General features: G+C 40.4%; 24 protein-coding genes. 2 read left to right on the top strand and 22 right to left on the bottom strand.

The genetic code is table 11. The features are described from left to right. Nucleotides 1-29: 29 nt before the first annotated feature. From V4762_RS08500 to V4762_RS08530, 7 genes are all read right to left on the bottom strand, one after another. A complete protein-coding gene (locus tag V4762_RS08500) occupies nt 30-737 on the bottom strand; it encodes an ABC transporter ATP-binding protein (RefSeq protein ID WP_347315354.1) in 708 nt (235 codons plus the stop codon). Then, nucleotides 730-1512, bottom strand: coding sequence for an ABC transporter ATP-binding protein (locus V4762_RS08505; protein ID WP_347315355.1), 783 nt, complete (start codon nt 1510-1512; stop codon nt 730-732). The genes V4762_RS08500 and V4762_RS08505 overlap by 8 nt, the downstream gene beginning before the upstream one ends. Further along, nucleotides 1493-2515, bottom strand: coding sequence for an ABC transporter permease subunit (locus tag V4762_RS08510; protein ID WP_347315356.1), 1023 nt, complete (start codon nt 2513-2515; stop codon nt 1493-1495). The genes V4762_RS08505 and V4762_RS08510 overlap by 20 nt, the downstream gene beginning before the upstream one ends. Beyond that, nucleotides 2512-3420, bottom strand: coding sequence for a branched-chain amino acid ABC transporter permease (locus V4762_RS08515; RefSeq protein ID WP_347315377.1), 909 nt, complete (start codon nt 3418-3420; stop codon nt 2512-2514). The genes V4762_RS08510 and V4762_RS08515 overlap by 4 nt, the downstream gene beginning before the upstream one ends. Before the next feature lie 21 nt (nt 3421-3441). Then, nucleotides 3442-4581, bottom strand: coding sequence for a branched-chain amino acid ABC transporter substrate-binding protein (locus V4762_RS08520; protein ID WP_347315357.1), 1140 nt, complete (start codon nt 4579-4581; stop codon nt 3442-3444). A gap of 155 nt (nt 4582-4736) precedes the next feature. Further along, a complete protein-coding gene (locus V4762_RS08525; RefSeq protein WP_347315358.1) occupies nt 4737-6311 on the bottom strand; it encodes a DUF3373 family protein in 1575 nt (524 codons plus the stop codon). A gap of 281 nt (nt 6312-6592) precedes the next feature. Then, complete coding sequence (locus V4762_RS08530) at nt 6593-7486, bottom strand: glycosyltransferase family 9 protein (RefSeq protein WP_347315359.1); 894 nt, start codon at nt 7484-7486, stop codon at nt 6593-6595. Nucleotide 7487: 1 nt separating this feature from the next. On the opposite strand from V4762_RS08530, the gene V4762_RS08535 reads away from it, so the two are divergent. Beyond that, entirely contained in the window at nt 7488-9029 is a 1542-nt protein-coding gene (locus V4762_RS08535; protein WP_347315360.1) for a DUF4127 family protein, read from the top strand. Nucleotides 9030-9071: 42 nt separating this feature from the next. Here V4762_RS08535 and V4762_RS08540 read toward each other — a convergent pair whose 3' ends face one another. The 15 genes from V4762_RS08540 to gltB form a co-directional block, all read right to left on the bottom strand. Continuing rightward, on the bottom strand, nt 9072-9320 hold the full coding sequence (locus tag V4762_RS08540; protein WP_347315361.1) for a zinc ribbon domain-containing protein: 249 nt from the start codon (nt 9318-9320) through the stop codon (nt 9072-9074). A gap of 105 nt (nt 9321-9425) precedes the next feature. Next, nucleotides 9426-9746: an HU family DNA-binding protein gene (locus V4762_RS08545; RefSeq protein ID WP_347315362.1), complete on the bottom strand. Its 321-nt coding sequence runs from the start codon at nt 9744-9746 to the stop codon at nt 9426-9428. Nucleotides 9747-9770: 24 nt separating this feature from the next. Further along, the gene (locus tag V4762_RS08550) at nt 9771-10754 is read right to left on the bottom strand and encodes an NAD(P)H-dependent glycerol-3-phosphate dehydrogenase (RefSeq protein ID WP_347315363.1); all 984 of its coding nucleotides are present in this window, start codon (nt 10752-10754) and stop codon (nt 9771-9773) included. Further along, nucleotides 10751-11350 (bottom strand): glycerol-3-phosphate 1-O-acyltransferase PlsY, encoded by a 600-nt coding sequence (plsY, locus tag V4762_RS08555; RefSeq protein WP_347315364.1) that lies wholly within the window; start codon nt 11348-11350, stop codon nt 10751-10753. Before plsY ends, V4762_RS08550 begins: the two co-directional genes overlap by 4 nt. Nucleotides 11351-11354: 4 nt before the next feature. Next, on the bottom strand, nt 11355-12632 hold the full coding sequence (gene der / locus V4762_RS08560) for a ribosome biogenesis GTPase Der (protein ID WP_347315365.1): 1278 nt from the start codon (nt 12630-12632) through the stop codon (nt 11355-11357). Beyond that, nucleotides 12629-13459 carry a 4-hydroxy-3-methylbut-2-enyl diphosphate reductase gene (ispH, locus tag V4762_RS08565; RefSeq protein ID WP_347315366.1) on the bottom strand — a complete coding sequence of 277 codons (831 nt, stop codon included), beginning with the start codon at nt 13457-13459 and terminating at the stop codon, nt 12629-12631. The genes der and ispH overlap by 4 nt, the downstream gene beginning before the upstream one ends. Nucleotides 13460-13487: 28 nt before the next feature. Next, nucleotides 13488-14183, bottom strand: a complete 696-nt coding sequence (gene purC / locus V4762_RS08570) for a phosphoribosylaminoimidazolesuccinocarboxamide synthase (RefSeq protein ID WP_347315367.1) — start codon at nt 14181-14183, stop codon at nt 13488-13490. Nucleotides 14184-14263: 80 nt separating this feature from the next. Further along, the gene (gene purB / locus V4762_RS08575; RefSeq protein WP_347315368.1) at nt 14264-15556 is read right to left on the bottom strand and encodes an adenylosuccinate lyase; all 1293 of its coding nucleotides are present in this window, start codon (nt 15554-15556) and stop codon (nt 14264-14266) included. Nucleotides 15557-15566: 10 nt separating this feature from the next. Beyond that, entirely contained in the window at nt 15567-16328 is a 762-nt protein-coding gene (gene hisF, locus V4762_RS08580; RefSeq protein ID WP_347315369.1) for an imidazole glycerol phosphate synthase subunit HisF, read from the bottom strand. Between the two features lie 102 nt (nt 16329-16430). Then, nucleotides 16431-16841, bottom strand: a complete 411-nt coding sequence (nusB, locus tag V4762_RS08585; RefSeq protein WP_347315370.1) for a transcription antitermination factor NusB — start codon at nt 16839-16841, stop codon at nt 16431-16433. Beyond that, nucleotides 16838-18181 (bottom strand): acetyl-CoA carboxylase biotin carboxylase subunit, encoded by a 1344-nt coding sequence (accC, locus tag V4762_RS08590; protein ID WP_347315371.1) that lies wholly within the window; start codon nt 18179-18181, stop codon nt 16838-16840. The genes nusB and accC overlap by 4 nt, the downstream gene beginning before the upstream one ends. 97 nt (nt 18182-18278) lie before the next feature. Continuing rightward, the gene (accB, locus tag V4762_RS08595) at nt 18279-18740 is read right to left on the bottom strand and encodes an acetyl-CoA carboxylase biotin carboxyl carrier protein (protein ID WP_347315372.1); all 462 of its coding nucleotides are present in this window, start codon (nt 18738-18740) and stop codon (nt 18279-18281) included. Continuing rightward, nucleotides 18737-19306, bottom strand: coding sequence for an elongation factor P (gene efp / locus V4762_RS08600; RefSeq protein WP_347315373.1), 570 nt, complete (start codon nt 19304-19306; stop codon nt 18737-18739). The genes accB and efp overlap by 4 nt, the downstream gene beginning before the upstream one ends. Nucleotides 19307-19400: 94 nt before the next feature. Continuing rightward, nucleotides 19401-20867: a glutamate synthase subunit beta gene (locus V4762_RS08605; protein WP_347315374.1), complete on the bottom strand. Its 1467-nt coding sequence runs from the start codon at nt 20865-20867 to the stop codon at nt 19401-19403. Between the two features lie 21 nt (nt 20868-20888). Continuing rightward, nucleotides 20889-25442: a glutamate synthase large subunit gene (gltB, locus tag V4762_RS08610; protein WP_347315375.1), complete on the bottom strand. Its 4554-nt coding sequence runs from the start codon at nt 25440-25442 to the stop codon at nt 20889-20891. Between the two features lie 222 nt (nt 25443-25664). Between gltB and V4762_RS08615 the strand changes: the two genes are divergently transcribed. Then, nucleotides 25665-26333 (top strand): Rpn family recombination-promoting nuclease/putative transposase (locus V4762_RS08615; RefSeq protein ID WP_347315376.1); only part of this gene is annotated, 669 nt, incomplete at its 3' end.

A 26333-nucleotide genomic window follows, 5' to 3' on the forward strand; every position in this document is an offset into this window, starting at 1 on the left:
GAAAAGCCGCGAGCTAATCGCGGCTTTTTTTAATGGCCTCCCAGATAGGCTGCCCTAACGTGTTCTGAGCTCAATAGCTCTTCAGAGGTCCCAGACAAAGTTATATTGCCGGTTTCAACCACATATCCTCTATTGGCAAGCTTAAGAGTTTTTACAGCATTCTGTTCAACGATGAGAAGACTTGTACCCGATTCATTTATCTCTTTTATTATCTTAAATATCTCATCGACCAGTACTGGCGCAAGGCCAAGCGATGGCTCATCTAAAAATAGATATTTAGGTCTTGACATCATTCCCCTTGCAATTGCAAGCATTTGCTGTTCCCCTCCACTTAGGGTTCCTGCCTTCTGGATAAGTCTTTCTTTTAACCGTGGGAACAATGTCAGCACCTTATCTATATCGTCTTGAATGCCCTGTTTGTCCTTCCTAAGGAACGCCCCCATCAAAAGATTTTCATGAACGCTCATCCTGGTGAATATCCTTCTGCCTTCTGGCACCAGACACAAGCCCATGTTTACTATCTTGTCAGTGGACAGTCCTGTTAAAAGGACGTTGTCCAGATACACCTCTCCGCTTGATATCTTTTCAAGCGCCATAATCGACTTCAGCACAGATGATTTGCCAGCTCCATTGGCTCCAATTAGCGCTACTATCTCGCCCTTGTTCACCTCGAGTGATACACCCTTCAGGGCTATTATGCCGCCGTATCTTAACACCACATTATTTATCTTAAGCAATTTCGGCTTCCTCTTTTCCGAGGTAGGCCTCTATAACCTTGGGGTTGTTCCTAATCTCCATAGGGCTTCCTTCAGCAATCTTTTGTCCGAAATCCAATACAAATATTCTCTCAGAGAGCTTCATAACAAGAGACATATCGTGCTCTATCAGAATTATAGTTACTCCCATTTCTCTAATCTTCTTAATCAGCGATATAAGCTCCTCGGTTTCTGACGGATTCATCCCCGCAGCAGGCTCATCCAGCAATAATATCTTGGGCTCAGATGCCAAAGCCCTTGCAATCTCAAGCTTTCTCTGAAGTCCATACGGGAGGTTTATAGAAATCTCCGCCTCTCTGTCAAGTAAGCCCACAAACTCCAGCAAATTTCTCGCCAGTCTAACCCCTTGCTTTTCTTCTTTTACAAAGGCAGGCAAGGTTAAGAGTATTTCCCATATCTTAGCTCTTAGTTTTGGATGCCTTCCTACCAGAACGTTTTCCAGAACTGTCATATTTTTAAAAAGCCTAATGTTTTGAAAGGTCCTTGATATCCCCAGATAAGCTATCTTGTATGCTGGTACACCCACAATATCTCTTACAACGCCATCTTTTTTATACAATATCTTTCCCTTTTCAGGGGTGTATACGCCAGTCACACAGTTAAAAAGGGTAGTTTTGCCTGCTCCGTTTGGACCTATAACAGATATTATTTCGCCCTCATGAACGTCCATTGAGACATCGTTCACAGCTATTAGCCCGCCAAATTGTTTGGTAACGTTAGAAATCTCTATTAACAAGCGGATTCTCCTCCTCAGCAGTTCTCAATATCCTTCTTGGCTTTATCCAACCCATAAATCCCTTGGGCATCACGATCATCATAAATACCATAAGAGCTCCAAATATAAGCATCCTATAATCAGAAACGCTCCTTAGAGCCTCAGGCAAAAGAACAAGGATAAGCGCGCCTATCACGGGACCTTCTATGGTCCCCATACCACCAATTACTACCATAGCAAGAACCATAACTGACTCCATAAAACTAAAGCTCTCAGGCGACACAAAGGTAGCATAGCTTGCGAAAAAGACTCCTATAGAGCCTCCAAGCATAGCGCCTATTATAAAAGATATTAATTTAAAATTTTTAAGGTTTACCCCCATCGAGATCGCTGCAATCTCATCTTCCCTTATGGCCTCAAGTGCCCTGCCAATCCTTGATGCCTGAAATCTATAAGTTAAAAAAATGGCTACTGCTACAAAGGCCAAAGCCAGAAAGTAGTATTGGGATGGGTCTTCAAATTTGAAACCAAATGCATTGGGTCTGGGTATGCCTATGATGCCTATTGGGCCATTGGTCAAAAAGGTAAGGTTGTTTGCAAGAATTCTAATTATCTCACCGTAGCCCATAGTAACGATGGCAAAGTAGTCGCCTCTAAGCCTAAAAGCAGCAGAACCGACCAAAAGACCAAAAAGCGCTGTAGTAACACACGCTATAGGCAATATCTCCCAAAAGCTAAGGCCCAGCTTAATTGAAAGAATTGCATAAGTATAGGCTCCTACGGCATAAAAAGCTATAAATCCTAAGTCAAGAAGTCCCGCCAATCCACAGACTATATTCAAGCCTAATGACAAAACAATGTATATAAAAGCCAGATTCATAATGTGAACGTAGTATTGAGATGAAGCAAGAAACGGATATACACAGGCAATTACAAGCAGTATGCCCCACTTGAGGCGCATATCCATATTGTTCCATCGCCTTGCTGCGGTCTTAATCCTTCTTCTAAACCTGATATCCATCATACTTTATCAGGAACCTGCTGACCCAAAAGGCCAGAAGGTCTAAGCAGCAGGATAAACAAAAGCATAAGAAAAGCGAACATATCCTTGTATTCAGACGATATATATCCAGCGCCAAAGCTCTCTATAATCCCCAGACAAAAGCCTCCAAGCATAGCACCGGGTATATTTCCTATGCCGCCAAGCACAGCAGCCGTAAAAGCCTTCAGGCCTGCAAGATATCCCATATCGAACTTTGCCACGCCATAATACATCCCATACATCACCCCGGCAGCGGCAGCAAGCGACGAGCCTATCATAAAGGTGATTGTAATAATTCTATTGACCCTTATGCCCATCAGGCTTGCTGTGACATAGTCCTGAGATACAGCCCTCATTGAGCGGCCAAGCTTAGTCTTGTTCACAAGAAGAGTTAAACCTATCATCATCAATATACAGGTAACAAAAATAAATATCTGGATCAAGCTTATCCTTGCGTGAAACAGATTCCAACCAAAATCAGGAAAGATTGCAGGATATACCCTATTTGTAGAACCAAAGGTGAGCATAGCAAAATTTTGCAAAAAAATCGATGCTCCAAGGGCGCTAATCAAGGGTATGAGCCTATTTGTCACGCTCCTTAGCGGGCGATATGCGATAAATTCCAGAAGTGCTCCCAAGAAAGCCGTGGCAATCATGGAGAACACAAACATCAGAAAGATAGCAAGCGGAATAGGTATAATCTTTGAGAGACCTGTCATCTCCAATATCCACCAAAAAAGAAGCCCGAAAAAAGATCCCATCATAAAGATCTCCCCATGAGCAAAGTTGATAAGCTCAAGTATGCCGTAAACCATAGTATAGCCCAATGCAATCAGAGCATATACCGACCCCAAAGTCACTCCATTTACCAATTGTTGTAAGAAAATTGTAAAATCACTCCCCTCATATTAGTTGACACTTTTCCAGCTACCATTTTTTACCACATAAACGTTAACAAGATTATTACTTGTATTGCCTTCTTTGTCAAAAGAGGTGTTACCTAATATACCATCAAATTTCAGATTATGCATTGCATTTGCCAAGATAGTCCTGTCTGGCTTGCCAGATAATTTGATAGCATCTATTATAGAAAGAGTTGCGTCATATGCAAAGACCGAGTAGTCAGTCGGATCCTTCTTAAATGCATTTCTATATCTCTGGACGAAGTCAGGTCCTTTTGGAATCTTGTTTAGAGAAAATCCTACCGACGTAGCCATTGTTCCCTCTGAGGCTATGCCTGCAACCTTTATAAATTCAGTATCTTTTATGCCGTTAGCGCCAAAAAATATAGACTTTATCTCCATTTCCTTCGCCTCTTTAACGATTTGGGCACACTCTGGATACATTCCTGCAAAATAAACTACCTCAGGATTAAGAGCCTTTATCTTTTCGAGAGGAGCCTTGAAATCCTTGTCCCCCTGAGAGACCTTCTCCTCTGCAAGGATTGTCCCTCCAAGCTTCAAAAACTCACTTTTAAAAGAGTCTGTTAGCTCTCTTGCATAGGCGCTATTGTCCTCGATGATTGCTGCCCGCTTGAATTTCAAACTGCTAACTATAAAGTTAGCCGCATAGGGTCCCTCTGATGCGTCGCTGGCACAAATCCTAAAGACGCTGTAATATCCCTTAGCGGTAAGCTCTGTGGCAGTGGCAGAAGGAGTTACCATTACTAAGTTGTTCTTTGCATAAATCTGAGCTGATGGGATAGCGTCTCCTGCGTTTGCCCCTCCAACAACGCCAAGAATAGAGGAATCAGCAGAAATCTTTTGGGCAATGATAGCAGACTCTACTGGATCGCCCTTATCGTCCATCTGGACAAGCTCAAATTTCCTGCTCAGCGCTCCTCCTGCTGCATTGGCATCCTCTATGGCAAGAAGGGCTCCATTTCTCTCCTCTTCTCCAATCTGAGAAAACTCCCCCGAGAGAGGGACTGCAATAGCTATCTTTAGCGCAGGGCTTGTTATACCTATCTGGGAGCATCCAGAGATAAATAAGCTTAATGCGACTATGAACAATAACGAAAAAATAAGAATTATCCTGCGATTATTCAATAAATAGCCCCTCACTTTATACCATAAATTTACTTATGTTATCACAAAAATGGGGATTCGTGAAGGAGGGTACTATAAGAAAATCTTAGGGGAAAAATATTTTTATTTATTGATATTAAAAAAGCCCCCGATTTCTCGGGGGCTAAAAAAGTTCTTTAGAACTTTACGTCCATCTGAATGTAGTATCTTTGATCCTTGTCAACCTGATCTGGGTTAAAGGTATAGTAGTAGCCATTATTAATATTATAAGGCTGCTTGCCCTTCCAGTAGTCATAGTTCAAGGTTAAGGTTGCGTTATTTGCGACTGGGAGTGTGTAGTATACGTTGTAGTAGTCCTTATAGTCTGTAGATGCCATAGTGTTAAGAATGAATGGGTTGTACCACTTGTTGTTGCCAAACCAAAAGTCGCCTGTAAGTGCGCCGACTGGTAGAGGAATGGTTGCTCCTACTCTCCATACGCCACCGTTTACAGTACTTGTGCTGCTAAGATCTGGACCAGAAGCAGTGGCTGATGGCATATCGGTAGATGTGCCACTGTAACCTGCCCACATATTTATGTTATACATGGTCCAGTTGCCAATTACTGTCCACCAGCTATACTTGCCATAGATGCCGTTTGCAGCTGATGTATACTGTACGCCGTTTACGGTATTAAGGCCGCCAAAATAAGTTAACTTGTCTACGTTACCGTAGTCAGCTTCTAAACCAAAGGTGTTGAAGAGCTTTGTCTTTAAGTTCAAAATGTATGCGTCTTTGTCCTTAAGACCATTTGCCTCTTGAGTAGATGTAATAGAACCATCATCAAAGAGCTTTACCCATGCTGCTGAAACTGATGTTGATGGGAGGAAGTTGCTAAGGTCAAATGCTACCAAGCCGCCTTCTACTGAAGCATCAAGGAAGATATTATTGTAATATCTGCCAGCATCCATAGTAGGAAGTCTACCAAGAACGAATGTAACAGGATATGGGTTCAGAGTCCATACAATGTATGATCTCTCTACAAATAATGTGTTCTGGTTGTTATTATAGCCTGTGTTTGCAGCTGTAACCAGGTTGGAGTTGTCTCCTGTGCCGTTTACGCCTGCATTCTTCTGCATTGTAAGCCTTGCATTGAAGCTGATGTTGTCAGCAACTGGTGCTGCAACGTTTAGTCTAATTCTATAACGCATAAAGGTATCGTTGTTTTTGTCAGCAGGCACTGTTGTAGATGTAGCAAGTGCTTCTCCGCCAACGCCGCCTGGAATATTGTTGCTGGCTACTGGTGCAACTATTGTTCCGCTATTCATTGCATAATAGGTTGCCTTTTCACTTGCAAGTCTAAATCTTGCATCTCCTGTGAAGTTAACAGTGTCAAGAGCTGCTTTTTTCTCAAGCGCTGCGACTCTGACGTTTAGCGATGCGAGTTCTGATTTAAACTCTTCTGCTAACTTCATAAGTGTTGCGATGTCGTTAGCGTTTAACTGGATCTTTTGATCTTGTGCATTCTGACCTTTTTCATACATGTCGAGCATTCTTGCAACTACCATTGCCATCTCATAACGAGTGGCAAGTCTGTCGCCTCTGAATGTTCCGTCGCCATAACCAATGACCAATCCTTTTGCTGCTAAGTCTTGCACTGCTTTGTATGCCCAAGAATTAGCTGGTACATCTGAGAATGGTCCTGCCATAGCTGGAACTGCAAGGGCGACGAGAAGTGATGCTACTACGAAAAACATAGCTAATTTTTTCATCTTTGCATTTCCCCCTTTAGGAAATTAATTTTTTTGTTTCATATATCAGCCTTTTTACAGAACTACTTGCGCGCGTTCGGGGGAATACACCTCCTTTTTTTGCAGATTGCACAGATCTGTAAAGGGCTCCTTGAAGGCTAACGCCGTCCAAAGCTTTGGGAGAAGCAAAACAATATTCAGTTGTCAATGAAAAAAGTTAATTTTTGACTGTCATAATTTATAACACATTAAAAAAATCTGTCAAGTGGGCAATTGAGCATTAACTCCATATTAACATATTGTTATTGACCTAAAATATCCATTGTGGCATCGACTATTTCATCAGGCGTTATCAACTTCATACACCTTCCCCCTTTATCACATCTCTGATAAAGACACTCCCTGCAGATCTCCTTGTGCATCAATACGCTGTGCTTTTTGCCCCAGGGCCTATATCTTCTCTCATCAGACGGTCCAAAGAGCGCAACTGTGGGGATATTTAGCAGAGAGGCTATGTGCATAGGCCCTGAGTCATTGGTAACAAGAGCTGAGAGATTTTTTATGATGTAGAACAAATCCATCAGGCTCGTCTTGCCGCAAAGATTAAGCGATTCTACTTCCTTTGAGATCTCATCACAAAGACCTATCTCCTCGCTTGATCCGAGTAAAACTAAATTCAAACCATTATTTTTCAGCATCTTTGCGACCTTGACGAATCCATCGATACTGTATGCCTTAGGCTGCCAGGTGGCGCCTGGCACGATGCCAACCGAACCCAATATCTTGTCAAAAACGTCGCTAAACTTGATAATAGTCTTAGTGTCAATTATAATCTTATTAGAGTAATCGAATTTAATGTTTTCTACATCTTTGTGAAAGATATTTCTTAGGTGTTCTTCGGTTGCATGAATCCCAGGGAGTTTTGGCTTAAAGGTTGTGAATATCTTTTGTTTGGAACGCACAAATATAGGCAGAATGGAGTGTCTGAGGTCAATGACAAGGTCGTATCTTTTTTTTGAAATAGTCTTTATCAAAGGAATCTTACCCTTTATGCCCCTGTTTTCAGAGGTGTACAAAAATACTTCGTCTACGTTTGACAAGGTTAAAAATATTTCCTTTGACCTTTCACCTACCAGGACGTCAAATTGAGCTTTTGGAAAGAGCCTTTCGAGCTCAAAAAAGACAGGTAGGCTCATTATGCAATCGCCAAGAGAAGACAGCGTTATAAAGAGAATCCTTTCAAAATCCTCTCTCTCTCGAAGAGATTTCCTAAAGATGCTTATGATATCACCTCTAATAAATAATATATACTTCAGTGATTTTAGCATAGCTTCATCAAGAGATGCATGTTATGTGCCTCTGGACAACAGGCCGCCAAACTATATCTATCCGAAAAGATTAGCAGATATTTTGGGGATAAAGCTATTGATCCCCCCAGAGGATACGCTTTCTGAGAGAAGAAAAAAGGCTGCAAGTCAGGATATATTGGCATTTTTAGTAGAAAATTGGGCAAGTTGTGCCATAGTAAGTGCTGACTCAATGATATTCGGAGGGCTTGTCCCATCAAGAGAAAGTCAGATGACACAAGATGATGCAATATGGTACACAAGGAGACTTCTTAATCTAAAGAGCTCAAACATATTTGACAGCGTATATCTATTTAAGTCTCTTATGAGGCTGATGCCTACCGTTTTGGACGACAAAGAGCTATTTTACGCCACAAAGATCGAAGAGATAATGAAGTTTTCAGTTGACGATATTAAGGATCCTGTAAACTTTTATGAAAGAGAGCTTCTTTTGACATACGTTCCGCCAGACATATTAGAAGACTATATAGAGTCAAGAAAGATAAACTACTTTGTTGACAGGATGTTGATAGATGGTTCTAAAAAGGTAGATCTCTTAGTGCTGGCCCAGGATGACTCAGCTGACAAGGGCGTGGCATACGAAGAGAAGAAGAGGCTAAGCATGATCGCCACAAAAAATACCAAGATAGTGCAGGGCTCAGACGAAATAGGCATGCTTCTTGTAACAAGGTTTGGCAAATCTGACAATGTAAGCGTAAAAACTACTTTTGTGCCAGAAGAGATAGAAGAGGAAGTAATGCCCCTTGAAACGGTGGCTCTTGGAAAGAATCTTTTGTCCCAGGTAAACCTCCTACAACTAAAGTTAAACGACACAAATCCAAATTTTTATATGGTAGTCTTTGGCAAGTCAGGATATGAGCAAACAGCTTTTGGCAAAGTAAGGTCTCTCATTAACGACAAAAAAAATGTGGCGTTTGCAGACGTGTCAAATATGAACATGACGGACGAGAAGATGTTTAAGCTTTTGCTCTCAAGCGGTCTAATATTTAGGCTTATCGCCTATGCAGGCTGGAATACGGCGGCTAATACCACAGGGACGGCTATCTCACAAGCAGTCAGCTACCTGTCAGGCAGAAATTTCAAAGAAAATTTTAGATTTCTGATAGAGAGAATAATATACGACTATTACTATCAGAACGTCATAAGACCACAGATAAACAATATATTGATAGAAAACAACCAATCAAATTTCAAGATGACACAAGATAGCATAAACATAGCAAAAAACATATTCTTTCAATACTTCCCTGGAATTTCAGAAGAGATTATGATGTGCAGCCCAATAAAATTTAGTATTACAGATGTAAATTTCTCCCTCCCCTGGGAAAGAACTTTCGAGGCAAACATAGAGATAGAAATAAAGCTAATTTAATATGCCCTTTTTTATGAAATGACGGAAAATTTCGCTAAACAGTTACTTTTTAAATACGCTAAGAGAAGATACCAAGCCCACAGCAAGACCGATTATCAGAGCGACTATCAAGAACAAAACATACGGCATAGCCATAGAGTTTCTTCTTAGCTTCATCTTTTTCGTAGAGTCCTGAAAGAGCGCATCCCTTGTCAGAGGCACGCCGCAATTCCTGCAGAAAAATGCATCATGAGGATTTTGTGTGCTGCATCTATAGCAAATTTTACTATCTTTCTTTTTAAAAATGCTCATATTTATGAATGATAGCAAAACGAAGCGTTTTGTGCAATAAATTTAACATGCTGGCAAATTTAAAAGGAAAAGGAAAGCAAACCTTCCTTTTCCTTTTTTTGATATTTATTTTTTCTTTGCGCCCTTTACAGGCTTTTTTTCAACTTTTTTTGGCTGAACTACTTCTTTCAAAGCCTTCCCAGCCTTAAATCCAGGCGTCCTCATAGCAGGAATGATTATCTCTTCCTTGCTCCTTGGGTTTCTGCCTTTGCGCTCTTTTCTTTCTCTCACCTCAAAGGTACCGAAACCAATAAGCTGAACCTTCTCGCCCTTTTTAAGAGCATCTTTAACAGAATCAAAAACGGCTTCTACTACAACTGCACAATCCTTCTTCGTCATGCCCTTGCACTTTTCAGCAACTGCACTAATAAGATCTGATTTTCTCAAAAAATTCACCTCCTTTCAAAAAAATTAATAAAATTCTTTAAGTGGTCTGCGAGAAGTCAATAGATCAATGGCATCTCGTATTGAAACATCTCCACTCAAGATTGAACAAACCTGTTTAGTTATGGGCATGTCAATGCCCAATAGCGTGGATAACCTTAGGGCAGCTTCAGAAGTATAAATCCCCTCTATAACGCTCCCTAATTTTTTCTTTATATCTTCCAAAGAGTAACCATCAGCAAGAAGCGCACCAGCTCTAAAATTTCTACTCTGAAAAGAGGTACAACTTAACAACAGATCCCCTACGCCTGATAGCCCAAAAAAGGTTTCTTGCTTTGCCCCAAGCTTCAAGCCAAGTCTTGTAATCTCAGCCAAACCTCTCGTAATAAGAGCAGCCTTCGAATTGTCGCCATAATTTAACCCCTTAACAACTCCTGCCGCAATAGCAATCACGTTTTTCAATCCTCCCGAAATCTCAACTCCCACCACATCGCTTGTAGTATACACTCTAAAGTACTGAGAGATCAATAGTTTTTGCCAATATTCGCTCTCTTCTTCAAAGTCTGATGCGATCACAGTTGCACAAAACTCTTTTAGAGCCACTTCTCTAGCGAAATTTGGCCCTGAAAGAACCGAATACTTCGAGGATGGCATATTCTCTTTAAATATTTCAGAAACCCTTTTTATAGTGTTTATCTCTATCCCCTTGCCAAGATTTAAGACTCTGACTGAGTCCTTAAAGAATATCTTGTAATCTTGTATTACCTGCCTTATAGATTGAACTGGCACTGAAAAAACTATGCCTTCAGCATTGGACAAGAGGCTCATGTCAGTCGTAGCACTGATATTTGCAGGGAGCGTTATGCCTTTTAGATATCTTAGGTTCTCATGGATAGTGTTTATATTTTTTACAGTCTCTTCATCCCTTGCAAATATCACTACATCGCTTTTCTGTGAAATAACCGTTGAAATTGAGGTTCCCCATGTTCCCGCACCTATGAGTGCTATCACTTTAACCTTAACTCCTCGCCCTTTATTAATCTTTGGATATTATCTTTATGTCTAAATAATATCATTAAAAAAGCAACAATTGAAACTGTCTTAAGGTAAATCGATCCTATCAATATTTCATATATTAGCACGCTTGATGCGCCAAATATAGATGCAAGCGACATTATCTTTGTCCTCTTCAGCGTCATAAACCATACTATAAAACCAACTGTTAGCGCCCCTGGATCAAGTCCCAAAAAAGCGCCTGCGGCAGTGGCCACGCCCTTTCCCCCTCTAAACCTCATAAAAGGAGAGCTTATATGACCAAATATGGCAGCCACGCCTACCAGAATCGCAAATATTTCGTTGTTTGCAAAAAAAATATATCTTGACAAGAAAACTGGCAAAAAGCCTTTCATAGCGTCAAGAAATCCAGCAAACACGGCAAATTTTAAGCCAAGCGTCCTATACACATTGGTAGCCCCAGTATTTCCACTCCCTATCTTTCTAAGATCGTGCCCCTTTGAAAGAGCTACCCAATGAGAAAATGGCAAACTGCCTACTAAATAAGAGAGTATCAAGAAAGAAGCATAAATAAAAATATTTTGAAAAAACATATACTTAGTCTTTGAAGTCCATTCTCAGGTTTATGCCTCCCATACCCAGTTGCTTTTTCACTGTACTTATAAGATATCTCAAATAAGACTTTGGCACAAGATCAGAGCGCACGTTTGTCTTGATATCTATCACCAAGGGAAACTTCGATGCAAATCTGATATTTCTTATTATAAGGGATTTGTTCTCGACTGTTGTAGGTCTTTTCGAAACAGCTTCTTTTATGGCATCAAAGATGTCCTTTTTCGAATAAGACTTCATAGCCCTTTCCCAAAGCTCTTTTAGGTTTTCCAGAACAAGATGGACGTTTTCACCTGTTAAGGCAGATCCGAATATTATAGGAGAGTCCATAAACTTTAGATCATTTTTTACGTTGTTAAAGATAACTTCTACAGATGACTTTGGAATAAGATCTTTTTTATTCACAAAAATCACTGAGGCGCCAGTTCTCTCAAGCATTAGGTCTGCTACTCTTTTGTCCTGGTGAGTGACAAGACGGCTTGCGTCCACCACAAGCACTCCCATTGGAGCGCCCATAGCCGATATGCTCCTGGAGACACTAAGGCCATCAAGTTCTTTGTCGTAGGCCTTCCTCCTCTTTATCCCTGCGCTATCCAGGAGAAGCCAGCTTTTTTCAAGCCTCCTGAAAGACTTTGCTACCACCTCTCTTGTGGTCCCCACAAGATCTGAGACGATAAACCTTTCCTCCTGCAAGATCGCATTGGCAAGAGATGACTTCCCCACGTTAGGGATGCCAAATATGCCAAAAACTATAGAATTGGGGGTATCCAGCTTTTGACCAGTTACCTTGCTAAATATCAAGTCTTCAAGCTGATAAATGTTCAAACCATGATATGCGCTTATAGGCACAATGTCATCAATTCCAAGCGAATAAAAGTCTGATATATCAGTTTTACCCTCAGACTTGTTCACCACAAGAATTATTGGCTTATTAAATTTCCTAAGATATAGAGCTATCTCTTCGTCAATTTGGGTTAGACCCTTAGCATCTACCACCAGCACAATTAGATCAGACTTCTCTATAACTTCTCGCGATTTCTCAAATGCAAGCTCAGAAAAGTAATCCCCCTCAAGAACGCCAGGCAGATCAATCAGGTTCAATGCGCTCGCATCGGTGTATCTGAATATGCCCTCGTGAAAATCTCTTGTGGTGCCAGGCACGCTTGAGACCATAGAATAGCTTTGTTTTAGTAGCCTGTTAAAAAGGGTAGACTTTCCAACGTTCACCCTACCTGCCAGAACTACACTGGAAAGTTTTCTCATAAATTTCTTAACCTACTTTCTACTTCTTCAATAATCCATTCGGGCGTAGAAGCGCCCGCTGTGATGCCGATGCTCTTATATTTTGACATATTTTCAGGCAAATCAGATGCGCTTTCTACTTTGTATGCGTCAATGTTATATGAGCTCAATGCTAAGTATAGTTTTTTTGTGTTTGAACTCTCTTTTCCGCCTATTACAATCATCGCATCCACCTTTCCTGCTAAATTCCTGGCAGCCTCCTGCCTCTTTCTGGTAGCGAAGCAAACTGTATTCGCCACCACAAGCTCCTGTGAGATCTCCACCAGCCTTGCTGCAAGAGATTGCAATTTTTCAATTGGCTGTGTGGTTTGCGATAGAAGCCCAACTTTTTCTATAATTTTTTTATCAAAATTAAATTTTTCAAGATTTTCGTTAACAACATTTGAATCGGGTGCATAGCTCAAAATTGACTGCACCTCAGGATGCTCGATCTCACCAAGTATTACCACACGAAAACCTTCAAGGTAGAACTTAGAGGCGATGCTTTGTGCCTTTGCCACATGAGGACATGTCGCATCTATAACCTCTATACCCAGTTTCTTTGCGCTCTCAAGCACATCACGCCTTACACCGTGGGTTCTCAAGACTATTGCAGGAGCGCTAACTTCATCAAGAGAGCTTATTGGTGTAGCGCCCAACTGAGCAAGCCTTTTTACTTCGCGTTCGTTGTGAATTAGGGGCCCGAGCGTATTCACTCTTTGATATTTCTCCAACGCCGCAAGAACTTTCTGATGGGCAAGCCTGACCCCATAACAAAAACCTAAAGACGAAGCTCTTTCTATAGTCATATATTCAATCTTTAAAATATCAAGGTTTTTATTTGCTTATTTTTTCCAAAAACAGTCTATACCCAGCAAGCAGGTCACCCAGATCGAATCTAAACCTGTCTTTGTCAAACGGCTCAAGGGTATCCTTGTCCCAGAGTCTCATTGAATCAGGAGTAATTTCGTCAGCTAACAGAATTGAATCCTTAAACTTTCCGAACTCAAGCTTGAAATCCGCAAGTATAATGCCCTTTTCCAACAAGAAGTTTGAAAGTACCTCGTTTACCTTTAGCGCGCTCTTGTAAAGGACCTCAAGGTCGTTAGCCGTGACGAATCCGAGAGCTATCGCCCTGTCGTCGTTTAGCATAGGATCGTGGAGTTCATCGCTTTTGTAAAATAGATCCCTGATAGGAAATGGAAACTTTATGCCCTTTTTTAGGCCCAGATTTTTGGCTATAGAGCCAGCAGAATAATTTCTTATTACAACCTCGAGGGGCAACATAGAGCACCTTTTGACTAACATTTCATTTGGAGAAAGCCTCTTTACAAGGTGGGTCTTCACCCCATTCTTTTCAAGAAGGGTTAATAGCATTTCAGTTATCTGAGCACACATCTCTCCTTTGCCACCAAAAGATTCCTTTTTTACTCCATCAAATGCAGTAGCCTCATCCTTGAAATGAAAAACCACCATATCAGGATCATCTGTCAAAAAAACTTGTTTTCCCTTGCCTTCATACAAAAGTTCCACTAATTACTCCTCCGATAGTCACAGGCATAAGAGCTTACATAAAAAAGCCATTCGCTCCTCAACCCTAAGAATTTTTAAAGCTATATTACCCTTGAAATTATTTCGTCCACATAACGAACAAAGTATCTATAGTCAAACACCTCATTTAACTCGTCTTCGCTTAAATATGATTTTATTTCTGGATCATTTCTGACAATCTGCTCGAAATTCATCTTTTCGTTAAATGCCTTCATAGCAAGAGTTTGGACTATTTTATAAGCCTTTTCTCTAAGCATATCCTTTCTCACCAGTTCAAGTAGAAGCCTTTGAGAACAGATAATTTTACCTCTGAAATTAAGATTCTCCATCATATTATCAGGGTATATCCTACAATCAGTCAGTATTCTTGTCATAGTCTTAATCATATAATGAACCAGTATAGCGCTTTCTGGTATGATCATCCTTTCAACAGAAGAGTGCGAAATATCCCTTTCATGCCAGAGAGCAGTGTTTTCAAGGGATACTATTAAGTTGCCCCTTAGAATTCTTGACATCCCGTCAAGCCTCTCGCACAATATTGGATTTCTCTTGTGAGGCATAGCAGAAGATCCTTTCTGCCCTTCATAGAAGGGTTCCTCCATTTCCAGGACTTCAGTTTTCTGAAGGTGTCTGATCTCAAGGGCAAGCCTTTCGATAAAGGCACCAATTAAAGTCCATGCGGAAAAAACGCCTGCAAATATATCTCTTGGTATGATCTGCGTAGAAACCTCCAGGGGCTTAAGGCCTAAGTCCTGAAGAGTAAACTTTTCTACGTTTGGATTTAGATGCGCATAAGTTCCAACTGCACCAGAAATCTTACCTACGGATGCTTCCTTTGAAGCATTCTGCAGCCTTTCTTTGTTCCTTTTTAGCTCAAGTAAATATCCAGCAAGCTTAAAGCCAAAGGTAACGGGTTCAGCGTGAACTCCGTGTGTCCTTCCGACACAAAGGATATCTTTATTTTTTATTACCAGATCCCTTAAAACGACCTCCAGCTTTTCTAACTCCTGATATATAAGCTCGTTTGCCTCTTTTATCTGTAAGCTGGTTGCAGTGTCAAGGATGTCTGATGATGTAAGTCCAAGATGAATAAACCTGCTCCTTTCGCCTACATTTTCTGCAAGGGCAGTAAGAAATGCAATAATTTCATGGTGAACTACCTTTTCTATCTCTTTCATTCTCTTTATGTCTACCTTTGCGTTTGAGAGCACTGCTTTGTGAGTGCCATCAGGCACAACCCCTTCTGACTCCCACGCCTTCAGGGCTGCCATCTCAATGTCTATCCAAAGGCCAATCTTGTTCTCTTCAGAAAATATTGCCTTCATCTCAATCTGAGCATATCTGTCAAGTTCCATAACTCCTCCTTTACCAATCAAGCCTTACAGGTATTTTTTCTCTTTGCATAGCAATCTTTATATCTTGAATTCTTATCTCGCCAAAATGAAGAACACTAGCAAGTAGCGCTGCTGTAGCACGAGTTTTTTTGAAAGCCTCTATCACGTGTTCTATGGTCCCAGCGCCGCCAGATGCTATCACAGGTATATTTACAGCATCTGAAATCTCTTTTGTAAGCTCAATATCATAACCAGTTTTTCTGCCATCCTGATCCATACTGGTTAGCAATATCTCTCCTGCGCCTCTGTCCTCTACCTCTTTTGCCCATTCAACAGCATCAAGCTCGGTAGGCCTGGATCCACCATGAGTAAAAACCCTAAACGACTTCCCGTCCCTTTTTGCGTCTATCGCTACTACCATAAATTGTCTTCCGAAAGTGGTAGCGCCTTCTGTGATAATTTTTGGGTCAAATACGGCCGAGGTATTTATTGAAACTTTATCGGCACCAGCCATAAGCAGATCTTCCATATCCTTAAGAGATTTTATGCCTCCGCCAACAGTGAATGGAATAAAAACCTCTTTTGCCACGTCCTGGACAACTTTTAACATTATATCTCTTTTTTCTTTTGATGCAGTAATGTCCAGAAACACAAGCTCGTCTGCACCCTCTCTGTCATACGTTCTCGCAAGGAGAACAGGATCTCCAGCGTCTCTAAGGCTTACAAAGCTTACCCCTTTTACAACCCTGCCATCTTTTACATCAAGGCAAGGTATAATTCTCTTTGCGAGCATAAACTTCCTCCTCTGGCAACTGCAAGAATTGTCTTGCACATATTATAAATTACCCCGTCTAAATGGAGCAATTTAATAAAGCCATACATTAAGAACATTAACCTAAGAATTTTGACTGCTAATGGTGACCACCTTAGACAATATACCGTTAACAAATTTATATGATTTTTCAGTACCATAAATTTTTGAGAGCTCAACTGCCTCGTTTATGGCTATCGATGGTGACAATTTTAGAAAATTTAATTCGAATATAGCCATTTCCATAATAAGCCTATCGGTTAATACCATTCTATCTGTTGACCAATCGATCGAAAGATCGTCTAAGGTTTTGTCAATGGATTCTTTGTTGGTCGTAATGCCTTCTGCCCTTATCTTTATAAACTCAAAATCTTCGCTTTCCATATATTCGCTATACCTTGGCATTAGCATCTCTACCGTGCTTTCAGTATTCATCTCGATTTCATACAAAATTTTTAAAACTATTTCTCTTAAATATCTTAAAGGCTTTTTCACTTTATGCCCATTCTTCTTTGTACAAAATTGGTATAATAATCACCTTTTCTAAAAAATGCATTCTTCAGGACCTCTCTATGAAAGTCTATCGTAGTTGAAATCCCTTCAATAGTCATCTCATACAAAGCCCTTTCCATTCTGTTGATAGCTCGTTCTCTGGTGGGAGCATATGATATAACCTTTGCAATCAAAGAATCATAATATGGGACAACCTTAAATCCCGAATAAAGATGGCTATCACATCTGATACCTGGTCCACCAGGAGGGATGTACTGATCTACTCTGCCTGGAGATGGACAGAAATTATTACGGGGGTCCTCTGCGTTGATCCTACACTCTATAGCATGACCTGTGATTTTTACGTCTTCCTGAGAGAATGGTATTGGTCTATCTTCTGCAATTATAAGTTGCAATTCTACCAAGTCTACCCCTGTAACCATTTCCGTAACTGGATGCTCAACCTGTATTCTTGCGTTTATCTCAATAAAATAAAACATTTCTTCGGGCGTAACCAGGAATTCTGCGGTTCCCACCCCCACATAGCCTACTTGATTAGCGATAGCCAGGGCAGAATCGCTTAAAACTTTTCTCAATTTGGGGCTGATAGCACAAGAAGGACTTTCTTCAATAAGCTTCTGATGTTTCCTCTGGATCGAGCACTCCCTTTCAAACAGAGATATACAATTGCCAAATTTGTCCCTTGCAAATTGTATCTCAATGTGTCTGGGCTCTGAAACATATTTCTCAAGGTATAAATTGCTATTTCCAAAAGCAGTCAAAGCCTCGTTCGAAGCAGTGTCGAAAGAATCATCAAGCTCTTTAAAGCTCTGGACAATTCTCATGCCCTTTCCGCCGCCTCCTGCTGACGCCTTCAATATCAGCGGAAAGCCTATTTCTTTTGCAAGTCTAAGGAGGTCTTCTTTTGAAGAAACGAATCCTGTTGAGCCAGGAACTACTGGCACCCCGGCGCTCATGGCTACAGATCTTGCAACAGACTTATCTCCAACCTTCTCCATAGCCTCAGGAGATGGACCTATAAAGATAATTCCTGCATCCTTACATACCCTTGCAAATTGAGGAGATTCAGCAAGAAAGCCATACCCTGGATGCACAGCGTCACAACCAGTTATCTCAATAGCAGAGATTATTGCAGGTATGTTTAAATAGCTTCCCTTTGCGCTAGGAGGGCCAATACATATCGCTGCGTCTGACAACTTAACTGGCAAGCTAGATCTGTCCGCCTCAGAATAGGCCAATACAGAAAAATATCCAAACTCCCTAAATGCCCTGATGAGTCTCAGTGCAATTTCGCCTCTGTTCGATATCAATATTCTCTTCATGAATTTATATCGTTAAAGCTATTAAATAAAATAAAATACAACTGCAACTCGTACATTAATCCACCTCTAAAAATATCATAATTAAAATCAAATAAATTTATTCTGGTTTTACGACCATCAATGGCTGACCAAACTCAACAGGCATTCCGTTTTCGACAAGTATCTCTTTTACCACGCCTTGTACCTCAGATTCTATCTCGTTCATAAGCTTCATAGCTTCAATGATGCACACTACTTGACCCTTTTTTACAAAGTCACCTACCTCCACAAATGAAGGCGAATTCGGTGACGGCGCCCTATAAAAAGTGCCGACCATTGGAGACTTTATATGAGCATCTCCAGATTGATCCTCTAATTTTTGTTGTGCAAAATCTTTCTTAGAATCACCAGATTCCAAAAAATTGCTCTCTTGCATATCAAGAACCGATTGCAACTGAGCGAAGGATTCCCTTTTCAGATTAAGTTTTATGCCTTCTGACTCTAAATAGAGTTCAGAAATTGAGTTTTCCTGCATAGACCTTATAAGCTCTTTGATTTCTTCAAGATCAAAGTTTATCATGACTTTACCCTTTCAGTATAAAGATTTGTGCGAGTGTCCACTCTTACAACATCTCCCACATTTATAAATAAAGGCACGCTTATAACAGCTCCAGTCTCAAGAGTCGCAGGCTTCGAACCTCCTTGTGCAGTATCACCTCTTACGCCAGGATCGGTCTCAACCACTTCAAGCTCTACGGTAGTCGGCAACTCAATACTCAAAAGCATATCATTATACACTATTGCATCGACATTTTCCTGATCTTTAAGATAGTTAACAGCATTTCCAAGGACATCTTTATTTAGCTCCCACTGTTCGTAATTATTTAGATCCATAAAGTGAAAAGAATCACCCGACTTGTAAAGAAATTGAAAAGGCCTTCTCTCTACATCTGCCTCTATAATCTTGTCCTCAGACCTAAAAGTCTTTTCGAGCACCGCACCTGTTTTCATATTCTTTAATTTCGTTCTTACATAGGCTGCTCCCTGCGCCTTTCTTGCGTGTTGAAAGTAAACCACTTGATAGACTGCTCCATCAATTAAAATGTTTGTAGCATTCTTCAGATCGTTCATAGAAATTTCAGACATATTACACTCCCTATCGTATATATATTACTCATATTAAACTATATTATTTGCAATTTACAAAAAATTCAAGAAAATTAAATAAATTGCTAAAAAATTATTTAGTCATCAAGTATTCGTTCACGCTCTTTGCAACACCTCTTCCTTCGGCGATAGCCCAAACAACCAGACTCTGTCCTCTTCTCATGTCTCCTGCTGCGAAAACCTTTTCGACATTCGTTCTAAACTTTCCAAATTGTGCCTTGACATTTGACCTTTGATCCTGTTCTATAGAAAGTTCTCTTATAATGCTTTCTTCTGGGCCCAAAAAACCCATGGCAATCAGCACAATATCTGCTCTCAACCTTTCTTCACTTCCTGCAACGTGCCTGGGAATAAAATTTCCTTTTTCGTCCTTATCCCATTTTACCTTAACAGTGTTAACCCATCCAAGGCTAACTTTGTCCTCTGCCGGTTCAAAGCTCGTTACGGTAGTAAGATAGATTCTCGGATCTGTCCCAAATAATGCTATCCTCTCTTCCTGCCCGTAGTCGACCTTTAGAACTTTTGGCCACTCAGGCCATGGGTTACTTTGAGATCTTGATTTTGGCGGCTCTGGAAGTATCTCAATTTGTATAACGTCTCTACAACCATGCCTAATAGATGTAGCCACACAGTCTGTGCCAGTATCTCCTCCGCCTATTATTACGACGCTCTTGTCTTTTGCGGATATCAAGGATGAGTTATCTTTATCCAGGAGGCTCTTCGTGTTCGCCTTCAAAAAGTCAACAGCAAAGTATGCTCCCGACAGGTCTCTCCCGTCTACCTTCAAATCTCTTGGTCTGGTGGCGCCGCAGCAAAGTACAACGCTATCAAATTCGTTTAGAAGATCTCTTGCAGATGGGTCCACTCCAACCTCTTTATTTGTAAAAAATTTGACCCCCTCTTCCTGCATAAGATTTATTCTTCTCATTACAATATTTTTATCAAGCTTCATATTCGGTATGCCGTACATAAGAAGGCCTCCAACTCTATCAGCCCTCTCGAAGACTGTGACCTCATGTCCAAAGCTGTTCAAAGTATCAGCACAGGCAAGGCCTGATGGGCCAGAACCGATCACAGCTACTCTTTTCCCAGTTCTCTTGATAACCTTTTTCTTCACAAACCCAGATAGAAAGGCCTTTTCTATAATAGAGTACTCATTGTTCTTTATAGTTACGCTCTCCCAGTTCAAGCCCTCAGTGCAAGAACCTTCACAGGGAGCAGGACAAACTCTCCCTGTAAATTCTGGAAAGTTATTGGTAGCAATAAGCCTCTTATATGCATCTTCCCATGCTCCTCTGTAAATCAAATCGTTGAACTCAGGAACAAGGTTGTGAATAGGACACCCCGCAGCCATCCCTCCAAGCAATACGCCAGAGTGACAAAAAGGTATGCCACAATCCATACATCTTGATGCTTGAAGCTTTATATCTTCTTCGCTCATAGGTATCTTAAATTCGTTATAATCTTTAATCCTCTCAAGAGGCTCCCTTTCAGTGGGAACGGATCTCTTTTGTTCAAGAAAGGCTCCAATCTTGCCCATAACTTCCTCCTTAAATTTTGATTAGTTACCCGTAACCCTTGACATATCCTTGATATTTTCATAGAAAGCCTCCATCAAGGCATCGTCACCGCTAAAGCCAGCAGCATAAGCCCTATCAATTGAAAGAAGCATCCTCTTGTAATCTTTTGGTATTATTTTTACAAACCTTCTCACGTTCAATTCCCAACCTTGTAGGATCTCCTTAGCAAGAGATGAATCTGTATACAGTAAATGCTTTTCAAGCATTGCTCTAACTTTCTCCTCTTCAGAAGGGCTTTCTATATTCTCGACATATACGGTATTTATATTAATCTTACTCTTAAAAGTTTCATTTTTGTCGTATACATAAGCCACACCGCCAGTCATCCCGGCTGCGAAGTTTCTGCCAGTTGATCCTATACAGACAACCACGCCGCCAGTCATATACTCACATCCGTGGTCGCCTACGCCTTCCACTACAACCTGTGCGCCAGAGTTCCTCACACAAAATCTCTCGCCAGCAACGCCTCTAATGTATCCCTCCCCCGATGTAGCTCCATAAAATGCCACGTTGCCTATAATTATATTTTCATGTGCTACAAATTTTGAATTTTTTGGGGGATATACTATTATCTTGCCGCCGCTAAGTCCTTTTGCTATATAATCATTTGAGTCACCTTCAAGTGTCAGGGTTACTCCCCCTGGCAAAAAGGCGCCAAAACTTTGACCTGCTGAACCCACAAAGTTTAGTTTTATCGTATCTTCAGGCATACCGTTCAAACCATGTCTTGAGGTTATTTCATTACCCAGAATAGTTCCTACCACTCTGTTTGTATTTTTTATAGGTAAAGAAAGCTCGACTGGCTCTTTATTTTCAATTGCATTTTTACATCTATCCAACAAAATATTGTAATCCAAAGACTTCTCAATTGAGTGGTCTTGCTTAATAGAGCAATATCTTCCAACTGAGGGCTCGACTGGAGGCTTTGCAAGAATTGGGTTTAAACATAGAGTTTTTGCCTTCCAGTGATCGGTCTGGATGCTCTCAAGGCAATCAGTTCTTCCCACCATCTCGCTTATAGTCTTGAATCCCATTTGGGCCATAACCTCTCTAAGTTCTGTTGCAAGAAAATACATCAGATTTATCACGTATTCGGGTTTACCCTTGAAATACTTTCTAAGTTCTGGGTTTTGAGTAGCTACGCCCACAGGACAGGTATCCAGGTTACAAACTCTCATCATAACGCAGCCAAGAGACACAAGCGGCAGAGTAGCAAACCCAAATTCTTCAGCCCCAAGCATTGCTGCAATTGCGATATCCCTGCCTGACATAAGCTTCCCATCTGTCTCAACGGTAATTCTATCTCTCAGGTTATTCAAAACAAGCGTCTGATGAGTTTCGGACAAGCCAAGCTCCCATGGTAAACCTGCATGTCTTATGCTCGAGCGGGGAGATGCGCCAGTTCCTCCATCATAGCCCGATATCAATACCACATCTGCCTTACCCTTCGCAACCCCTGCAGCAATAGTGCCAACGCCCACCTCGGAAACAAGCTTTACGTTGATCCTTGCTTTTCGATTGGCATTCTTGAGATCGTGGATAAGCTCGGCCAAATCTTCAATAGAGTATATATCGTGATGTGGCGGTGGTGAAATAAGTCCAACCCCAGGAGTAGAATACCTTGTTTTTGCTACCCATGGATAAACCTTTTTGCCAGGAAGCTGACCACCCTCACCAGGTTTTGCACCTTGAGCCATTTTTATCTGGATTTCAGACGCGCTTGAAAGGTAAAGGCTATCCACGCCAAATCTTGCAGATGCAACCTGCTTTATAGCGCTATTTCTTGAATCGCCGTTTTCATCTGGAGTATATCTTGATGGGTCTTCGCCGCCTTCGCCCGTATTTGACTTGCCGCCTATTTTATTCATAGCTAAGGCAAGAGTCTCATGAGCCTCCTTTGAAATTGATCCATAGCTCATTGCTCCAGTTTTAAACCTTTTTACAATGGACTCTACGCTTTCAACTTCATCAATTGAAATTGGATTATTTTGTTTTTTGAACCTCAAAAGCCCTCTAAGATTCTGAATAGCACTGCACCCCTCATGCAACGATGCAGTAAAGGCTTTAAATTTTTTGTAATCGCCCTCTGTAACCGCTCTTTGCAAGAGATATATCGTTTCTGGCCTATAAGCATGGTATTCTCCATCATCCCTATATTGGTATATTCCCCCAGAAGGCAACACCTGATTATTTGGCAGGAAGGCTTTGTCATATCTTAATAGAGTTTCTTGTTTGATGATATCCAGGTTTATTCCGCCAATTCTTGATGGAGTTCCTGTAAAATATTTATCAATAACTTCCTTAGCAATACCCACACACTCAAATATCTGCGCACCCATATAACTTTGGAGCGTTGAGATACCCATTTTGGACGCAACTTTCATTACGCCTTTCAATGCAGCCTTAACATAATTTTTTACAGCCAAATCGTATTCTACGTCCAAAAGAGATCTTTCACGCATATCTTTCAAGGTATCATAAACAAGGTATGGATTTATTGCACTAGCACCATATCCTATTAGACATGCAAAATGATGAACCTCTCTTGGCTCAGCTGATTCAAGCACTATGCTAATCTTTGTTCTTGTGCCCTTCCTAATAAGGTGCTGATTCAAGCCTGACAGCGCAAGGAGAGCAGGGATTGGGACAAGATTATCATTTAGACCCATGTCGGATAGTATTATTACATTTGTCCCCTTTGTAATTAATGCGTCTACTTTTTCAAAAAGATTATCAAGGGCGACATGTAGATCTAAATTTTTATCAAATAGTATAGAAACCGTTTCAGACTTTAGCGTGCTTTGATCTAGAGATCTTATCTTTTGCATATCTGTATTTGTAAGTATCGGATTCTTTAGCAAGAGACACCTGCAATCTTCTGGTCTTGGCTCTATAAGATTGCCTTCGCTTCCCAGAAGCATTTCTGAAGCAGTTATTAGTTCTTCCCTGATGCCGTCAAGCGGTGGATTTGTAACCTGTGCGAAGAGTTGTTTGAAATAATTGTATAAAAGCTGCTCCTGATTTGAAAGAACTGCAAGGGGCGAGTCATAGCCCATTGAACCTACTGGTTCGACTCCTTGCAGGGCCATTGGTTCTATAATCTTTTTTATGTCCTCATAAGTATATCCAAATGCAAGTTGCAGTTGAGTTAAAGACATATCTGAATTCTGTTTTAATACAGAATCAGACCCTATCTTGCAATCATCAAGGGTGAACATATACTCATTAATCCATGATCCATAAGGTTTTTCTTCAGATATACTTTTTTTAAGCTCTTCATCAGAGATTATTCTTCCCTGTTCTGTATCTACCAAGAGCATTCTCCCAGGTCTAAGCCTGTCTTTCAGAATGACCCTCTCTGGATCAATATCGCACACCCCAACCTCTGAAGAAAGCACAATTGTATCGTCGTCCATTACATAATACCTTGAGGGTCTTAGACCGTTCCTATCAAGGACTGCACCTATAACCGAGCCATCCGTCACTACTATTGAGGCGGGACCGTCCCATGGTTCCATTAAACAATTGTGATACTCATAAAAGGCCCTCTTTTTGTCGTCCATGCTCTCGTGATTTTGCCAGGGTTCTGGTATCATCATCATAACAGAATGAGGTAAACTTCTGCCCGTAAGATAAAGCATCTCAAGACAATTATCAAACATCTGAGAATCAGATCCGTCTTCATTTATAATGGGCAAACACTTAGTAATCTCAGGAAAGACTTTAGAAGTAAAAAGCTTTTCTCTTGCTTTCATCCAGTTCACATTGCCTCTAAGGGTATTTATCTCGCCATTGTGAATTAGATATCTATATGGATGAGCCCTTTCCCAGGATGGAAGGGTATTCGTAGAAAATCTCGAATGCACTACTGCAATTGCACTTTCAAAATCGGCATCCTGAAGATCTTTATAATATTCTGGCACCTGATCTGGTGTGAGCATCCCTTTGTAAACAATTGTTCGCGAAGATAGGCTGCATATATAAAAGAGAGAATTATCTTCATCGGCATACTTTATTTCCTTTTCTGCCATTTTTCTAATAAGATAAAGCTTCCTTTCAAAATCCATTCCTCTTTTTGTCGAACTATCTTTTCTTATAAAGGCCTGCTTCACTATTGGCTCTCCAAGCCTTGCAACATTTCCCAAAGAAGTATTATCAGTCTCAAGCCTTCGCCAAGAAATAATACTCTGACCCGCTTCATTTACAATTCTTTCAAATTTTGATTCAAAATCTGTTATCCTGTTCTCATCTCTTGGAAAGAATATCTGAGCAACTGCATAATCTCCCTCTTCTGGAAGATCTGGCACATTTTTCCTAAAAAACTTGTGCGGAATCTGGACTAACAAACCCGCACCGTCACCCGTGTTCTCTTCACATCCCTTTGCGCCCCTATGATCTAAATTGATCAATATCTGCAGGGCGCTTTGAACAATTTGAAAAGATTTCTTGCCTTTAATATTGGCAATAAAACCTATTCCACAAGCATCGTGTTCAAAAAAGGGATCGTACAAGCCATCTGTAAAATTCTTTCCCATCAGCTCTCTTTCTCCTCTTCTTATCGAATATGTAAATGGCTTTATTTTATATAAATAATTAGAAAAAGTGAATAGCTTAGACTTATTTCGATTCTTCGATATCAACTAAACCTTGCAATATTTAATAATCTTTAAAAAGGAGTTTTTTCTTTATAAATAAATTGTCAAATTTCACCAAATTATGGTATATTGCTTTAAACTAATCAATGAGGGTAATACAGTTTGGCTGATTTCTTAGAGGATGCAAAGGGCGTTAAGGATGCACATGACAAGTTCTTTAAGATGGTTTTTTCAAATGAACTGGATACAAGAACTTTTATAGACAAGTTCTTTCCAAAAGATATCAGAGAGCATATTGATTTAGATTCTGTAAAGCTAATAGACAACGAAAAGCTAACAAAGGGATACAAGAAGTATCAGTTAGACCTGTCCTTTGATTGCAAGTTCAAGGAAAAAGAGTCTAAATTTTATCTGATATTTGAACACAAATCAGCTTTAGATAAATTTGTACTTCTTCAGATACTAAGCTATATGACAGTTACATGGGAGACAAATCTAAAACAAAACAAAGACTTGATACCTATAATTCCTGTAATCTTCTATCAAGGAAAGGAGAAGTGGAACATACCAGAAGAATTTTCAGATCAATTTAAATCGATAAAATCAGATAAAGACTTATCTTTCTTGTTTGAATACCTGCCAAAGTTCAAACACATACTATTTGATACAAAGAATTTATCAAATAGTATGATAGAAGAGGGATTAAGAGAAAATATAAGTCTTTTCTTTAAGCTTGCAGCTTTAAAGTACTATAAAGATAGTTTTGAAGAATTGAAAAAAATATTTGCATTAGTGTATCATATTATTAAAGAGCAAGGACTTGATTTATTA

The organism is Thermodesulfobium sp. 4217-1, from assembly GCF_039822205.1.
In the GTDB taxonomy this organism is placed as follows: domain Bacteria; phylum Thermodesulfobiota; class Thermodesulfobiia; order Thermodesulfobiales; family Thermodesulfobiaceae; genus Thermodesulfobium.

What these genes read in the sequence shown, in the direction of transcription:
- V4762_RS08510 (WP_347315356.1), bottom strand. Translation starts at nt 2,515, where the DNA reads ATGATGGATATCAGGTTTAGAAGAAGGATTAAGACCGCAGCAAGGCGA.
- V4762_RS08525 (WP_347315358.1), bottom strand. Translation starts at nt 6,311, where the DNA reads ATGAAAAAATTAGCTATGTTTTTCGTAGTAGCATCACTTCTCGTCGCC.
- V4762_RS08530 (WP_347315359.1), bottom strand. Translation starts at nt 7,486, where the DNA reads ATGAGCCTACCTGTCTTTTTTGAGCTCGAAAGGCTCTTTCCAAAAGCT.
- V4762_RS08535 (WP_347315360.1), top strand. Translation starts at nt 7,488, where the DNA reads ATGCAATCGCCAAGAGAAGACAGCGTTATAAAGAGAATCCTTTCAAAA.
- V4762_RS08540 (WP_347315361.1), bottom strand. Translation starts at nt 9,320, where the DNA reads ATGAGCATTTTTAAAAAGAAAGATAGTAAAATTTGCTATAGATGCAGC.
- plsY (WP_347315364.1), bottom strand. Translation starts at nt 11,350, where the DNA reads ATGTTTTTTCAAAATATTTTTATTTATGCTTCTTTCTTGATACTCTCT.
- der (WP_347315365.1), bottom strand. Translation starts at nt 12,632, where the DNA reads ATGAGAAAACTTTCCAGTGTAGTTCTGGCAGGTAGGGTGAACGTTGGA.
- ispH (WP_347315366.1), bottom strand. Translation starts at nt 13,459, where the DNA reads ATGACTATAGAAAGAGCTTCGTCTTTAGGTTTTTGTTATGGGGTCAGG.
- purB (WP_347315368.1), bottom strand. Translation starts at nt 15,556, where the DNA reads ATGGAACTTGACAGATATGCTCAGATTGAGATGAAGGCAATATTTTCT.
- hisF (WP_347315369.1), bottom strand. Translation starts at nt 16,328, where the DNA reads ATGCTCGCAAAGAGAATTATACCTTGCCTTGATGTAAAAGATGGCAGG.
- accC (WP_347315371.1), bottom strand. Translation starts at nt 18,181, where the DNA reads ATGAAGAGAATATTGATATCGAACAGAGGCGAAATTGCACTGAGACTC.
- accB (WP_347315372.1), bottom strand. Translation starts at nt 18,740, where the DNA reads ATGATAAACTTTGATCTTGAAGAAATCAAAGAGCTTATAAGGTCTATG.
- efp (WP_347315373.1), bottom strand. Translation starts at nt 19,306, where the DNA reads ATGTCTGAAATTTCTATGAACGATCTGAAGAATGCTACAAACATTTTA.
- V4762_RS08605 (WP_347315374.1), bottom strand. Translation starts at nt 20,867, where the DNA reads ATGGGCAAGATTGGAGCCTTTCTTGAACAAAAGAGATCCGTTCCCACT.
- gltB (WP_347315375.1), bottom strand. Translation starts at nt 25,442, where the DNA reads ATGGGAAAGAATTTTACAGATGGCTTGTACGATCCCTTTTTTGAACAC.